Raw genomic sequence first — 14,124 nt, 5'->3', positions numbered from 1 at the left:
TCGAGGTTGTGTTCCGGTTGGGGTATTTCCGATCCGGGGAGTATGTCGCTTCGAATATGAATCGATCTGTGTCGGTTTGTGTCGAGAGTGATGGGAGTCGGGTTTATGGGGATTGTTCGGAGGGTAGTCGGGGGATTTACCGGGGTGGTGGCGGTTGTGGCTGCTTTGGGGGTGGGATCTGTTGTGGCTCAGGCTGATCCGGTGGAGCGGGAGGCTGCTGCGTTGAGTGGGGTCGGGCTCACGGTGGATTTGGGGAGCGGGTTGGATCTGGATGCGGCGGGGGTTGTGGTTTCGGCGGTGCAGGGGGCTTCCGAGGTGGATGGCGGGGTGAATTTTCCGGTGGCGGCGGGGAGCAAGATCACCTGGCGGGGGCGGAATGTCGGCGGGGTGGTGTTGGTACGGGGTGGGATCGCGTTGGCGGCGGGGGCCAAGAAAGTCGTCGCCTCGAATTTGTCGGTCGATCTGGACAAAGGGGTGCTCACGGGGTCACTCGGTGGGCGGCGCAATGTGCGGATCGGGACGGCGGCGGATGTGTCGCACGCGGAGGTCGTCAAGGACGACGGGGCGAGCACCGCGACCTTGATCCTCGCGGACGGCGGGTTCGAGCTGACGAAGGAATTCATCACGGTCGTGAATGAAGCGCTCGGTACCGCGTTCGCCACGGGCGCGGACACCGAGGTTCTGGTCGACGCGTCGTTGTCGGTGGATGTGGATCTGGCCAAGGGCAACGCGGTCAACACGGGTCTGGTGCGCGCGCTGGGGCTCGAGGACGAGATCGACCCTGAACTGGGGCACGCGGGCCTCCTCGACGCGGGCCTCGATCTCCAGATCTCGCTGCTGTAGGTCCGCGTGGGGAGCGGGATCGCGATTCGGTCGGTCTCCGCCCGGTGGTGAGTGTCGGGACGAACGGATCGGAGTGCGGCTCGGGCGGGCCTGTTGTTCGGGGCGGTGGTGACGTTCGGGTGTCCGTGGCGGACTATCGGGCGGTATCGGGCGACGGAATCCGGTCGGGTCGGTGAGTATGGGGGTATGAGCAAACTCGACGGTGCTTTGGCGGTCGATGAGGGCGTCTTGGCGCATGATCTGCCGTACTTCGCGTTCGGGGCCGGTCCGCCGCTGGTGTTCCTGCGGTGGTTCAGTCCCGATCACGCGAATCCGTCGCGGTGGATACGGAATTCCGAGATCAAGACCTTGGGGCCGTTGGCTCGGTGGTTTCGGGTGTACGCGGTGACGCGGGCGCCGGGGATGGCGGCGGGGACGAGCATGGCCGATATCGCGGCGGAGCACGCGCGGGCGTTGGACGCGGAGTTCGGGGCCGCCGTCGATGTGCTGGGGATCTCTTCCGGCGGGTCGGTGGCGTTGCAGTTGGCTGCCGATCATCCGGGGGTGGTGCGGCGGCTCGTGGTCGCGGCGTCGGGGTATCGGCTGGAGGAGCAGGCGCGTGCGGATCAGATGAATTACGCGGAGGCGGCGGCTGCGGGCAGGCGTGCGCTGCATCACATGGCTCCGCATTCGGCGGCGGTGAAGGATCGCTTGATCACCGCGGCGATGTGGTTGTTCGATCCGTTCGTGCGTCCCCGGAATCCCGCCGACACACTGGCTTTCGTGCGCGCCGAGGACGCTTTCGACCTGTCGGACCGCCTCGGGGATATCAAGGCGCCGACCTTGGTGATCGGGGGTGAGCGCGACGAGTTCTATTCGACCGAGAGTTTCCGTCGCACGGCCGACGGAATTCCTCGTTCGCTGCTGTCGATCTACCCGAATGTCGGGCATGTCGCCGCGATCACCCATCCCCGATTCGCCCGCGATATCGTCGATTTCCTCGACGAGTCGTGAGTTCGTTCAGCAGTTGGACGGCGCCGGGTCGCCGCGGAATCGGGCGTCGAGCCAGGTGACGACGGCGGGTATGCCGAGTACCGCGGTCGTCATATGTTCCGGTGACAGCAGCTGTTCGGACTGGAGCCGCACCCCGGCCGCGCAGTAGCGCCGGTTGGTATTGAGGATGGCGTCCACCGGGATCAGCGGGTCGGTGGCCGAATGCCATTCGAATATCGGCATTTCGGGTACGCCGTCGAAGAGTTCGAGGCTGTTCTCCTCGACCACGGCGCGCGCGTCGGCGTCGGTCACCAAGCGCATGCTGTTCGCGAATTCGGTGACGCTGCGGCCCGCGCCGACGGCGAGAATATCGTTGGTGCACCCGTTGGAAACGCTCTCTCTGGCCGCGAGACCTCTGGCGTTCATCGATTCGCTGAGTGGGAATCTGTCGGGGTATTCGCGTTCGAGTCCGATGCCCGCGGCCATGACGAGTCCGAAGGCCGGGTGCGGGTTGGTGCCGATCCCTTCGATCATGCGCACCAGGTTCATGGGCACGCCGCCGGTCGCGGCGCCCGCGATCTTCAGTTCGGGCGCGTAGCGCGGGGCGAGCGCGGCGGCCCACGCGGTGGCCATCCCGCCGCCGGAGTATCCGGCCATCGCGACCGGACTCGCGCGCAGCCCGAGGTCGGGGACGGCGCGCGCGGCTCTGATGCCGTCGAGGGTGATCTGGCCGCCGAGGCGGGCGGCGCCGTAGGCGGAGGTCGGCCCGAGATGGTCGGGCAGCGCGACGCTCCAGCCCCGCGCGAGCGCGGCGTTGAGCGCGACGGCTTCGCGGATCTGGAGATTCGGGTCGGTGGTGTAGAGCTCGCGGGAGACCGCGCACTGGGTGCCGAGGCCGTTGATGACGTGCTGGTAGGACAGCAGCGGGCCGTCGGGGGCTCGCCATTGCGGGGTGAGCACGGTGGTGGTGGCCGCGATGGGGAGTCCGCGCGAATTGGTGGAGCGGAATTTCACGAGGGTGACGGTGCTGCCGGGGAAGGTGATCAGCGGGGGCATCGCGCGGGTGGCGATGACCTCGCCGGGGGATTTTTCGGCGATATCGGACGGGGTGGCATAGATGGGGTCGGGATCGGGTAAGGGGTATAGGGGTCCGGCCGTTGCGGGGCCGGATCCCACGGTGAGAAGCGCGGCCACGCTGCTGATCAGCGTGGCGCCGAGAGTGCGGAAGACAAGATTTCGATCGATCGTCGGAATCTGCACCGGGGATCAGTATCACGCGGTCGCGCCCGAAATTGGAAACGTGTGAGTTTCAATTCTGCTGTGTCCGTCGCGGGCATTCTCCCACTTCGCGGCTGTTTGTCCGGTGTGACCGAATCGGCAGCACCGGAGGGGTCGGGTGCGTGGATACGATGGTTCGGCGATCACCCGATCCATGCGCGGATGTAGGAACACCGTTTCTACCAAGCAGACGTTAGGGTGCTCGTTACCAACGGGTGAAGGGAAGGCCGCATGACAGCGCCGATCGTGATCGTCGGAGCCGGGCTCTCCGGCCTGCGTACCGCCGAGGAACTGCGGCGAGCGGGATACGAGGGAGAACTGGTCCTGGTCGGTGAGGAACCGCTGCTGCCCTACGACCGCCCGCCGCTGTCCAAGCAGTTCGTACGTGGCGAAACCGAGGACACCACGCTGCGTCCGGCCGAATTCTTCGAAGAGAAGCAGATCCGACTGCGGCTCGGCAGCGCGGCGAAGGCGGTCGACACGGCCGCGCGCACGGTCATCCTCGCCGACGGCGAAACCCTCGCCTACGAGCACCTCGTCATCGCCACCGGACTGCGCCCGCGCCGCCTGCCCGGACTGCCCGAACTCACCGGCGTGCACGTGCTGCGCGACCACGCCGACGCTCTCGCCCTGCGCGCCGACGCGACCGCCGCGAAATCGGCGCTGATCGTCGGCGCGGGCTTCATCGGGTGCGAGGTCGCGGCGAGCCTGCGCGCCGAAGGGCTCGACGTGGTGCTGGTGGAACCGCAGCCGACCCCGCTCGCGTCGGTGCTCGGCGAAACCATCGGCGGACTCGTGGCGCGGCTGCACCGCGCCGAGGGCGTCGACCTGCGCTGCGGCATCGGGCTCGACACCCTCATCGGAGATTCCGGCAAGGTGCGCGGTGCGCGGCTCTCGGACGGTTCGGAAGTGGATGCGGATCTGGTCGTCATCGGCGTCGGATCGCGGCCGACCACCGATTGGCTCGTCGATTCCGGGATCGAACTGGCCGAACCGACCGCGGGCGGCGGCGTGCTCGCCGACGAGGTGGGCCGGACCTCGGCCGACCGGGTCTGGGCGGTCGGCGACGTCGCGGCCTGGCTGCACGACACCGGTGACCGCAAGCGGGTCGAGCACTGGACCAACGCCGGTGAACAGGCCAAGATCCTGTCCTGCGCGCTGCTGGGAGCCGATCTGCCGACGGCGGTCCGGGTCCCGTACTTCTGGAGCGACCAGTACGAGATCAAGATCCAGGCGCTCGGCACTCCCGGCGCGGGCGACACCGTCGACGTGGTCAGCGACGACGGCCGCAAATTCCTCGCCTACTTCTCCCAGGGCGGCGCGCTCACCGGCGTGGTCGGTGCGGGTATGACGGGCTCGGTCATGAAGATGCGCGCCAAGGTCGCCGCGGCCACGCCGGTCGCGGAACTGCTCACCGCGACGTAGTTCACACCGGACGAGAACCCGATTCGCCTGTGCCAGGTCCGATTTTGCCCTCGAGCGGAAAACGACACGGCCGGTCGGGTTCTCGTTCTGCTAGTGTCGGTCGCGCCGTGCGGCGACTTCGGATGGGGAGCCCGATCCGTTGCGGCGAGCGATACTCGTAATCGGGAGGGGAAACACATGTCGCATGTTCTCAGGGTGCTCGCGACCGTCGTCCTGTCGGCGGCCGCGCTGACAACCGTCGCTACCGGCGTCGCGTCGGCCGACTACACGGTCACCGTGACCTGCGAGGTCGTATCGAAGTCCGGGCGGTACCGCACGGTGCAGGCCAAGGCCACCGGCCCCACCTGGAAGGTCGCCACCGAACGGGCCACCGCGTCGGCGCGGCGCACATTGAAGACCGGGGAGAGCATCGTCAGCTGCGTCGATCGCTGATCACGGCCGTGTCAAGGCCCGCGACGACCTTGTAATACGGTGGTCGATGTGATCGTCGCGCTCATCGATTCCGGATTGGGGTTGCTGCCAACGGCGGCATGGCTGCGCAAATTGCGGCCCGATGTCGACCTCCTCTTGCAGACCGACCCCGACGGCGCGCCGTGGGGACCGAAACCGGAACCGTGGGTGGTCGATCGCGTGGTCGACGCGGCGCGCACCTCGCTGCGCCACGGCGCCGAGGTGATCGTGTTGCCGTGTAATACGGCCAGCGTCACGGCCCTGGCGCAGGTGCGGGCCGAGGTCGGCGCCGAGGTCCCGGTGATCGGCACCGTGCCCGCGATCAAGCCGGCCGCGGCGGTCTGCGCTTCGGTCGCGGTATGGGCCACGGCCGCCACCACCGCGAGCCGGTACCAGGCGGATCTGATCGAGCGGTTCGGCGGTGGCGCGCACGTGACCGGGGTGGCCTGCCACGGTCTGGCCGACGCGATCGACCGCGGTGATCTGGTCGCGGCCAAGGACGCCATCACCCGCGCCGCCGAACAGACCCCGGCCGATGTCGATGGCGTGGTCCTCGGCTGCACCCACTACCCCCTCGTCGTCGACACCATCCTCGCGGCGCTGCCACCGGGGGTCCGGCTCTTCGACAGCGCGCAAGCCGTTGCCGCGCAAACGATCCGGCGCATGGACGCACTGGACCGCCCCGCCGACCGGCCCGGCACGGGCGAGGTGCGGGTGCTCAACAGTGGTCGCCCCGGCCGATTACCCTCGGCCGCAGCTGCTTTCGACTCCGGTCGAACACTGGGCGCGCTGCCGTGAGTGGCGCCGGCGGCGTTGTCGTGGGTGGCGCTGGTCGCGCAGCCTTGAGTGGCGCTGGTCGCGTTGCTGTGGGTGGCGTTGGCGGCGTTGTCGTGGGTGGCGTTGGTCGCGCAGCCTTGAGTGGCGCTGGTCGCGTTGCTGTGGGTGGCGTTGGCGGTGTTGCTGTGGGTGGCGTTGGCGGTGTTGCTGTGGGTGGCGTTGGCGGCGTTGTCGTGGGTGGCGCCGGCCGCGCAGCTTCGAGTGGCGCTGGTCGCGTTGCCGTGAGTGCCGCGGGCTGCGTTGTCGTGGGTGGCGCGGGGTGTGATGCCGCGAGTGCGGAGGACAGGTATGGCGCCGACAGTGCGGGACGGGCAGGCGGATCGGCGGTCATGTCGTGAACAGTGCTACGGCCGAAGCGGTTCGGGCCGCGTTGGCGGAGGTCGCCGATCCCGAGGACGCGCGAAATCTGGGGCGGTTCTTCAAGACCGGGCCGGGGGAGTACGGGGAAGGTGATGTCTTCCTCGGTGTGCGGGTGCCCGCGACTCGCGCGGTGGCGAAGCGGTTCGCGGAGCTGCCGTTGGACGAGATCGACGCCTTGCTCGACAGCGAGGTGCACGAGCATCGGCTGGCGGGTCTGGTGATTCTGAACGCTCGATTCGCCAGGGCCGCGAAGCCGCGCACCCGCGATGTGGACGCGCAGGCCGAGATCGTGCGGCGCTATCTGGACGCGGTGTATCGGGGGCGGGTGAACAACTGGGATCTGGTCGACGTGTCGGCGGAGCACGTGCTCGGCCCGTGGCTGTTGGACCGTCCGCGCGATCTGCTGTTCGAGTTGGCGCGTTCGGATTCGCTGTGGGAGCGCCGGGTGGCGTTGTTGGCCACCTTCGCCTTCATCAAGGCCGGTGACGCTTCGACCACTCTCGCCCTTGCCGAGGAGTTACTCGCCGACCGCCGCGATCTGATCCAGAAGGCGGTGGGTTGGATGTTGCGCGAGGTCGGCAAGCGCGTTGACCGCGCGCTGCTGACCGGGTTCCTCGATACGCACGCGGCGGCGCTGGGCCGCACGGCGCTGTCGTACGCGACCGAACACCTGGATCCGGCCGAACGCGCCGCCTATCGCGCGCGCTGATTCAGAACTGGATCTTCAACCGGTCGGTGACCGGACGCGCCTGGCAGCCGAGGATGTAGCCGTTCGCGATGTCCTCGGGGTCGAGGATTTCGGAGTTGCCCATCTCCACTTCGCCGTCGACGACCGTGCAGGCGCATGACCCGCATTCGCCTTCCTGGCAGGAGTAGGGCACGTCGATGCCCTTGGCGAGCATGATGTCGACGAGGGTCTGGTTGCGCGGCCACGACAGTTCGTGGGTCTGTCCGTCGAGCTCCACTTCCACGGTGGCGGCGTCGGCGGCGTCGGCTTCGCTGACCTCGATCGGCGCGTGGTCGGCGAAAGGGTCGCCCGCGAGGGAGTTGAACACTTCGGCGTGGGTGCGCGCGCGGGGTACGCCGAGTCCGGCGAGTGCGTCGTGCACCCGGTCCATGAACGGCGCCGGGCCGCACATGTAGGCGTGGTATTCGGCGTAGGGGGCGACGAGGGCGGCCAGCGCGTCGGCGGTCGGCAGCCCTTGCAGGGTTTCCAGCCAGTGGATGACGACCAGCCGCTGCGGATTCTTGGCGGCGAGTTCGGCGAGTTCGGCGGCGAAGATGACGGCGTCGGGGTCGCGGTTGGCGTAGACGAGCACGACGCGTCCGCCGCCGCGGGCCAGCGCCGATTTGAGGATGGAGATCACCGGAGTGATGCCGCTGCCCGCGCCGAAGAGCAGCAGGTCGTCGTCGAGGTTCTTCGGGGTGAACACGCCCGACGGCGGCAGCACCTCGATCTGGTCGCCCGCTTCGACGTTGTCGCACACCCAGTTCGAGCCGTAGCCGCCCGCGGTGCGTTTGACGGTGACCTTGGGTTTGTCGTCGGTGTGCGGTGAGCTGGCCAGCGAGTAGCAGCGCGCCACCGAACCGGTCAGGTCGCTCGGGATGCGCAGGGTGAGGAACTGCCCCGGCTTGTAGTCGAAGCGGTCCCGCGATTCCTCGGGCACGTCGAAGACCAGCGAGTGGGTGTCGGCCGTTTCGGCGATGACGGCCGATACTCGCAGCACGACCGAACGCGACCCGTGTGGAACTTCGACGGTTGTCATCTCGCCCTCTCGAAAACTAGAACGTGTTTCAGTTTTATCGTACGTCGGCGTCGCCCTGCCGGACAAGTTGGGCCTCCAGCCCGGCGATCAGCACCTCCATGCCGAAGTCGTAGACATATTTTCCGCGCAGGTCGGAGATGTATTTCGCGGCTCTCGACACCGGGTCGGGCAATGCGACGTCCGCCAATGTGGTGGCCTCGCGCGGATTCACCCGGCGACGGCCGAACAGATAGGTGTGGATGGTGGCGTACGCGGCGAGCACATTGCGGTCGCCGAATCCCGCCTCGAACAGGATCTCCATGATCGCGGTGATCAGGTCGAGCTGTTTGCCGAGCATCTGCTCGATCAGAATGTCGCCGAGTCCGGGATGCTTGCGCAGTTTCTCGTCGATCTGGTCGACGAGTTCGCGCAGGCGGAGCTGCCACGACCCCGACTCCGGCGGCGGCGTGCGCACCCCGGTCAACGCCGCGGTGGCGACCAGGTCGAGCAATTCCCGTTTGTCGGCGACGTAGTAGTACGGGGCCATCGGCGAGACGCCGAGTTCGCGGGAGAGCCGACGCATCGATAGTTTCTCCACGCCGTCCTCGCGGACCACGCGCAGTGCCGCCTCGACGATCTCGGACTCCGACAGCGTATTGCCGCCCCCGCTCGCCTGCATTCGTCCGACTCCCATGCCACCTCTACCACCGCCGGCATCGGCGCCGGCACGTTCTGTTCAGCTGTTCTCCACCGCGAAGTCTAGAGTGCGGCGTGCGTGTCCGGTTCCGCCCCGGTGGAACCCGGCGCACGACGCGCTGAGTCGACGCGCCACGCCGTGCATCCGGGCGTTTGCGCAACGGGCTCGGGGTGAGATGATCGTCGGCGCGCCGGAGCACCTTCGGCGCCGCGGGTACTGCGCCCGTGGTGGCGCAGTCCGTCCGGCCCTGACGCGGGGGTGGTCCCGCGGTCGGGCGGTGCTGTGCCCGCTTTTCGATGTACCCGCCCGATGTACCCGCTTCCTGATGTGCCGCTCGAAGCCCGCCGACGCCGCCGCCTTTCGAGTTGCCGGTGATGTGCTGGTAATCCGAAAGATGACCAACGTCAAGGATGGATTCGAGAATTGCCCGTTCGTAGCCGAGTGAGGGATTTCGAGTTGCCGCAACCCTGTCGCAAACGAATTACGGTGGATGTGACGGACTTCGGCGCGGTCGGTCGCGCGGACCGTTCGGACGGACTTCGACGTGGTACTCCACGTGGAATTCCGGCCTATTTTCCGGACCGATGATGCCCGCGCGCGAATCTCCGCCTAGCATGCCAGGAATGCGCCATGATCGCCTGCCCGACGGATTCGGGGTGCGGATCGATCCCCGAGTACGCGCATACTCCGGGGGGCGCATCCTGATCGGCGGATCGCCCGCCCGGTTGCTGCGACTTGCCCCGGAGGCCGCCGAGATGATCGGCGACGGGTATCTCGAGGTCACCGGCCCCAAGTCGGCCGTCGTTGCCAGACGGCTGCTCGACTCCGGCGTCGGCAACCCGCGCCCGCGGTTGCTGCCCTCGCCGGAGGACGTCACCGTCATCGTCCCGCTGCACAACAACCCGGACGGTCTCGCCCGGTTGCTCGCGGTGCTGCGCGGACACAATGTGATCGTCGTCGACGACGGCTCCGATCAGCCGGTGCGCATTCCGGACGGCCGAGGCAGCCGCTGCCGGGTGACGGTGCTACGCCACGACCGCAAGCAGGGGCCTGCCGCGGCGCGCAACGCGGGGCTGCGGGCGGCGACAACCGAATTCGTCGCCTTCCTCGATTCCGACGTGGTGCCGCGCAGCGGCTGGCTCGAGGTCATGCTCGGCCATTTCAGCGATCCCGAGGTCGCGCTCGTCGCGCCGCGCATCGTCGCGCTGGATTCGGAGTCCAACGCGCTGGCGCGCTACGAGCACACCAGGTCCTCGCTCGACCTCGGCAGGCGCGAGGCGGCGGTGCATTCGCGCGGCGTTGTGTCCTACGTGCCGAGCGCTGCGCTGCTGGTGCGCAGGCGCGCGCTGCTCACCGAGGGCGGATTCGACGAGTCCATGCACGTGGCCGAGGACGTCGACCTGTGCTGGCGGCTCGAGCAGGCGGGCTGGCGGCTGCGTTACGAACCGGCCGCGCACGTGGCCCACGACCACCGGATCTCCTTCCGCGCCTGGTTCGGCCGAAAGCTGTTCTACGGCACCGGCGCCGCGCCGCTCGGCGAGCGGCACGACCCGAGCATGGTCTCACCGCTCTCGGTGCCGTCCTGGACGGTGCTCGCGGCCTTCCTGTTCGCCACGTTGTCGAAGTGGGGGCTGTTCGGCGGACTGGTCACCCTGTTGACGGCGCTGATCCGGCTGCGGCGGGTCTTCACCGAACTGGACAACCCGACCAGGATCGCGGCCGTCTACCTCGCGCGCGGCTTCTTCGCGGGCTTGTGGCGGCTTGCCTCGGCGATGTGCAGGCACTATTGGCCGGTGACCTTGGTGGCGATGATCTGTTCGCGGCGGATCCGCAATATCGCGGTGACCATGGCGGTGGCCGACGGCTTCGCCGACTGGTTCACCCACCGCGACGCGGGCGGCCTCGACCCGTTCCGCTATCTGGCCTACAAACGTCTCGACGACATCGCCTACGGCACCGGGCTGTGGCTCGGCGCGTTCCGGGCGCGCAGTCTCGAGGCGCTCAAACCGACCGTGCCGTCGCGCTGAGCCGCAGGACGCGCCGCTCGTGGTCGATACGCTGATCGTCGGCGCCGGGACCGCGGGCTGCCTGTTGGCCGCGCGGCTGAGCGAGCGTCCCGAGCATCGGGTGCACGTGGTCGAGGCGGGCCCGGTGTGGTCGGATGTGCGCGCGGTGCCCTCCGAGGTGCTGCGGGCCGATGTGATGCCGATCGGACCGGAGTCGCCGTGGGTGTGGCGGTATCCGGCGCGGCTCGCCGATGCGGGCCCGGATTCCGGGTCGCGCGATGTCGATGCCGAACTCGTGCGCGGTCGTTTGCTGGGCGGGTCCGGCGCGGTGAACGGTGGCTATTTCGTGCGGGCGATTGCCGAGGACTTCGCGGCGTGGTCGGCGGCGGTCGGCGGCTCGGCGCTGTGGTCTCCCGATGCTGTTTTTCCGGTGTACCGGCAAATCGAGCGCGATCTCGATTTCGGCGCCGCGCCCGGTCACGGGGATGACGGTCCGGTTCCCGTGCGGCGAACGTCGAATCCGGCACCGGCCGGTCTCGAATTCGCGGCCGCTGCCGCCGCCGCGGGTTTTCCGGAAATACCCGATCTGAACGCCCCGCCGGAATCGCTGCCGAGGATCGGATTCGGTCCGGTGCCGTGCAATGTCGAGGACGGTGTTCTCGTCGGCACCGGCCCGGCCTGTCTGCTGCCCGTCGCCGGGCGGCCGAATCTGACGGTCGCGGGTGCGATCACGGTGACCCGCATCCGGTTTCGCGGTGATCGCGCGGTCGGTGTCGAGTTCGTGGCGCGGGGGCGGGCAGGCGTGCTCGACGCGGATCGGGTCGTCGTGTGCGCGGGCGCCGTGGAATCGGCGGCGCTGCTGCTGCGTTCGGGTATCGGCGATCCGACGCGGCTGCGCGAACTCGGGATTCCCGTGGTGGCGCCCGCGCCGGTGGGCGAGTGGTTCACCGATCATCCCGAGATCGGCGTCGAGTACCGGCGCGCGGGCATCGCGCGCGGGACCGGAGTGCCGGTGGAGTACGTGTTGCACCACGACGCGATCGAGATCCGCCCGTATGCCTTCGGGTTCGGCGCCGACCCGGATACGCATCGGGTCGGCGTCGCGTTGATGCGTCCGCGCGCGGCGGGGCGGTTGCGGCTGGTCTCGGCCGATCCGACGGCGCCGCCTCGGCTCGAGCACCGGTATCTGTCTTCGGCGTCGGATCGTGACGCGTTGCGCGCCGGGGTGGCGCTCGCGGCCGATCTGATCGCCGCGATACCGGGCGCGCGGCTGTCGCCGGGGTGGCGCGGGCGGGTCGAGGATCGCGCGCTGTACGCCGATCTCGCTACATCGCAACACTTGTCGGGCACCTGCCGGATGGGTGCGGCCGACGACGAGCGGGCGGTCGTCGACGAGCGGTGCCGGGTGCGCGGGGTGCGCGGGGTGTCGGTGGTCGATCTGTCGGTGGCGCCGGTGGCGTTGAGTCGCGGGCCGCAGGCTACGGTGATGATGCTCGCGCAGCAGGTCGCGAACCACTTCGCCGCATAATGCGAAAGACGAATGGGTCACATTTCCGGATGGAGGTGACCGGATGTGACCTGCCGGACAAACCGTCCCAACCGAGCTTGCCTGCGAAATCCCGCCGGTACAGTTTGGGGCGGAAAGAAAGGCAAATGGTCAGCAATCCAGCAGGTGGGTGGCCCCCACGGCCAAGCGGCAATCGATCGACGGTGGAACCGGGTGCACAACTCGGCGCCCTCGAAGCATATGCCGCACAGGCGCACGGATATCTCAGCGCGGGCGGTGAACAACTGTCGCAGCTAGCCGGTTTGCTGCGCCCGCTCGTCCTCGAATCCTGGTTGCGCAGCCTGCGCGGCGGAATAGACCCGATGGACGTGTTGAGCGAGCGCGGATTGCGCGGCGCCGACCTACAGCGCTATCGCGACGCGCATCCAATTGCCCCCCTCATGCCGCTGATCGACAAATTACTCGTACAGGACACCGCGCGAACGGGTTTGATCGTCGTGGTCGCCGATCAGTTCGGTCGGGTGCTCACCGTGCACGGCAATGCCGACCAGGTGAACGCCGCCGCCGAGATCGGCCTGCGTGCGGGCGACGACCTGAGCGAGCGGCGCATCGGGACCAATGCGGTCGGGCTCGTGATCCGCACCGGGCGGGCCACCTGGATCCACGGGCCGGAACACTTCCTGCACCGCATGCACCAGATCACCGGGGCAGCGGCGCCGGTGCACGATCCTGACGGCAGGCTGGTCGGTGTACTGATGATCGCGGGCGGGGTGCGGGTCGCCAAGCCGGAGATCCTCGCGCTGGTGAAGGCGGCGGCCACGGCAGCGGAAATGGATCTGGTGCTCACCGCCATGCGGGCCCAGCAGCACGGCCGCCCGAGGGAGCTGCGGCGGGAGTCGGCCGCGGGCGAATCGGGCGGTATCGGACTCGACGTGCTCGGGCTCGGGCAGCCGCAGGTCACGATCTCCGGTGAACGCTCGGCGCTGTCGCAGCGGCACGCCGAGATCCTGCTGCTGCTCGCCGAACATCCCGAGGGGCTCGGCGCGGATCATCTCGCGCTGCTGCTCGACGACACGGATCTGGACAACGGAACCATCCGCGCGGCCATGTCGCGGCTGCGCGCCGTGGTCGGGTCGAACGTGTTCGGTTCCCGGCCATACCGTTTGCGGGTGCACGTGGCAACCGATGTCGAGGCGTTGCGCGCGGCCCTCGATTCCGGTGATGTCGATTATGCATTACGGTTGTACGCCGGTCCGGTGCTGCCTCGGTCCACCGCTCCGGGCATTATCGACATCCGCGACGAGCTGCGGGTGCGGCTGCGCACCGCGGTGCTCGGCTCCACCGACTCGGCGGTGCTGCGCCGGTGGACCGCAGGGCCTGAGGGGCGCGACGATGCCGCGGCGTGGGCCGCCTACCGGGCGACGGTGGATCGGAGTTCGCCGCTGTATGCCCAGATCGAAGCCAAGATTCGAGTGCTCGACCGGCGTCTCGGAGCCGATGCAACGCGGATGCAACGTTCCGGCTCCTAGGGTTCGTACCGGTGAGTGTTACAGCTCACATATGTGGCCGTTATGTGGTCGCCGTTACAGGCGTGCCCCGACTTTTTCGCCACCTCGAACCCCTTGGTCAAGCGTCCAGACGATTTTGATGGAATTGGTTCCTTTTTATTACCTTTGGGCTTAGTGTTCGCAATGCACGGGTCACATTAGTGTGACGCACGAAACATCGCCGCAGCGCAGGACCGGCGCGACGGTGACGGAGTTGGAGGAAAGATCAAGGGCTAGACACACCGACGGCGGCAACGGCCCGCCGCGGCGGTGACCACGGCGGTCACCGAACTCGTCGCAACGCACATCTGTTGGATCCCGCGCCGGTGACGTGCTCACGTCCCGCGCATTCGTCGAATCACCAGTGGTGGCATCCATGCCCCGTGTCGGCACGTCCGCACGGCGCCTATTTCGTGCTGCCCACACGGCGGCTTGTTTCGTGCTGCCCGAAAAGTGT

General features: G+C 68.3%; 13 protein-coding genes. 10 read left to right on the top strand and 3 right to left on the bottom strand.

The window, feature by feature from the left end; translation table 11 throughout:
* Nucleotides 1-201 precede the first annotated feature (201 nt).
* Nucleotides 202-843 carry a hypothetical protein gene (locus IT779_RS32275; protein WP_196153265.1) on the top strand — a complete coding sequence of 214 codons (642 nt, stop codon included), beginning with the start codon at nt 202-204 and terminating at the stop codon, nt 841-843.
* Nucleotides 844-1,029: 186 nt separating this feature from the next.
* Entirely contained in the window at nt 1,030-1,836 is an 807-nt protein-coding gene (locus tag IT779_RS32270) for an alpha/beta fold hydrolase (RefSeq protein WP_196153264.1), read from the top strand.
* A gap of 6 nt (nt 1,837-1,842) precedes the next feature.
* Here IT779_RS32270 and IT779_RS32265 read toward each other — a convergent pair whose 3' ends face one another.
* Complete coding sequence (locus tag IT779_RS32265; RefSeq protein ID WP_198429187.1) at nt 1,843-3,021, bottom strand: lipase family protein; 1,179 nt, start codon at nt 3,019-3,021, stop codon at nt 1,843-1,845.
* Nucleotides 3,022-3,324: 303 nt separating this feature from the next.
* Here IT779_RS32265 and IT779_RS32260 point away from each other — a divergent pair, with 303 nt between their 5' ends.
* From IT779_RS32260 to IT779_RS32240, 5 genes are all read left to right on the top strand, one after another.
* The gene (locus IT779_RS32260) at nt 3,325-4,518 is read left to right on the top strand and encodes an NAD(P)/FAD-dependent oxidoreductase (protein ID WP_196153263.1); all 1,194 of its coding nucleotides are present in this window, start codon (nt 3,325-3,327) and stop codon (nt 4,516-4,518) included.
* Nucleotides 4,519-4,695: 177 nt separating this feature from the next.
* A complete protein-coding gene (locus IT779_RS32255) occupies nt 4,696-4,950 on the top strand; it encodes a hypothetical protein (RefSeq protein WP_196153262.1) in 255 nt (84 codons plus the stop codon).
* 48 nt (nt 4,951-4,998) lie between these two features.
* On the top strand, nt 4,999-5,766 hold the full coding sequence (locus tag IT779_RS32250) for an aspartate/glutamate racemase family protein (protein ID WP_196153299.1): 768 nt from the start codon (nt 4,999-5,001) through the stop codon (nt 5,764-5,766).
* 120 nt (nt 5,767-5,886) lie between these two features.
* Nucleotides 5,887-6,030, top strand: a complete 144-nt coding sequence (locus tag IT779_RS32245) for a hypothetical protein (RefSeq protein WP_196153261.1) — start codon at nt 5,887-5,889, stop codon at nt 6,028-6,030.
* Nucleotides 6,031-6,139: 109 nt separating this feature from the next.
* The gene (locus IT779_RS32240; RefSeq protein ID WP_196153260.1) at nt 6,140-6,874 is read left to right on the top strand and encodes a DNA alkylation repair protein; all 735 of its coding nucleotides are present in this window, start codon (nt 6,140-6,142) and stop codon (nt 6,872-6,874) included.
* 1 nt (nt 6,875) lies between these two features.
* On the opposite strand, the gene IT779_RS32235 is transcribed toward IT779_RS32240, so the two are convergent.
* Nucleotides 6,876-7,931 (bottom strand): ferredoxin--NADP reductase, encoded by a 1,056-nt coding sequence (locus IT779_RS32235; RefSeq protein ID WP_196153259.1) that lies wholly within the window; start codon nt 7,929-7,931, stop codon nt 6,876-6,878.
* Nucleotides 7,932-7,965: 34 nt separating this feature from the next.
* Nucleotides 7,966-8,604, bottom strand: a complete 639-nt coding sequence (mftR2, locus tag IT779_RS32230; protein ID WP_232542315.1) for a mycofactocin system transcriptional regulator MftR2 — start codon at nt 8,602-8,604, stop codon at nt 7,966-7,968.
* A gap of 626 nt (nt 8,605-9,230) precedes the next feature.
* On the opposite strand from mftR2, the gene mftF reads away from it, so the two are divergent.
* The 3 genes from mftF to IT779_RS32215 all read left to right on the top strand — a co-directional run bounded on the left by mftF (nt 9,231) and on the right by IT779_RS32215 (nt 13,649).
* Nucleotides 9,231-10,634: a mycofactocin biosynthesis glycosyltransferase MftF gene (mftF, locus tag IT779_RS32225; protein ID WP_196153258.1), complete on the top strand. Its 1,404-nt coding sequence runs from the start codon at nt 9,231-9,233 to the stop codon at nt 10,632-10,634.
* A 19-nt stretch (nt 10,635-10,653) separates the two neighbouring features.
* On the top strand, nt 10,654-12,141 hold the full coding sequence (gene mftG, locus IT779_RS32220) for a mycofactocin dehydrogenase MftG (RefSeq protein WP_196153257.1): 1,488 nt from the start codon (nt 10,654-10,656) through the stop codon (nt 12,139-12,141).
* Between the two features lie 182 nt (nt 12,142-12,323).
* Nucleotides 12,324-13,649 carry a GAF domain-containing protein gene (locus tag IT779_RS32215; protein ID WP_332839064.1) on the top strand — a complete coding sequence of 442 codons (1,326 nt, stop codon included), beginning with the start codon at nt 12,324-12,326 and terminating at the stop codon, nt 13,647-13,649.
* The last annotated feature ends 475 nt before the right edge of the window (nt 13,650-14,124 follow it).

The sequence above is a fragment of the Nocardia bovistercoris genome, assembly GCF_015674855.1.
In the GTDB taxonomy this organism is placed as follows: domain Bacteria; phylum Actinomycetota; class Actinomycetes; order Mycobacteriales; family Mycobacteriaceae; genus Nocardia; species Nocardia bovistercoris.
The sequence above is the reverse complement of the archived record's forward strand: the minus strand, read 5'-3'. Positions and strand labels throughout refer to the sequence as shown.

What these genes read in the sequence shown, in the direction of transcription:
- IT779_RS32255 (WP_196153262.1), top strand. Translation starts at nt 4,696, where the DNA reads ATGTCGCATGTTCTCAGGGTGCTCGCGACCGTCGTCCTGTCGGCGGCC.
- IT779_RS32260 (WP_196153263.1), top strand. Translation starts at nt 3,325, where the DNA reads ATGACAGCGCCGATCGTGATCGTCGGAGCCGGGCTCTCCGGCCTGCGT.
- IT779_RS32235 (WP_196153259.1), bottom strand. Translation starts at nt 7,931, where the DNA reads ATGACAACCGTCGAAGTTCCACACGGGTCGCGTTCGGTCGTGCTGCGA.
- mftR2 (WP_232542315.1), bottom strand. Translation starts at nt 8,604, where the DNA reads ATGGGAGTCGGACGAATGCAGGCGAGCGGGGGCGGCAATACGCTGTCG.
- mftF (WP_196153258.1), top strand. Translation starts at nt 9,231, where the DNA reads ATGCGCCATGATCGCCTGCCCGACGGATTCGGGGTGCGGATCGATCCC.
- IT779_RS32270 (WP_196153264.1), top strand. Translation starts at nt 1,030, where the DNA reads ATGAGCAAACTCGACGGTGCTTTGGCGGTCGATGAGGGCGTCTTGGCG.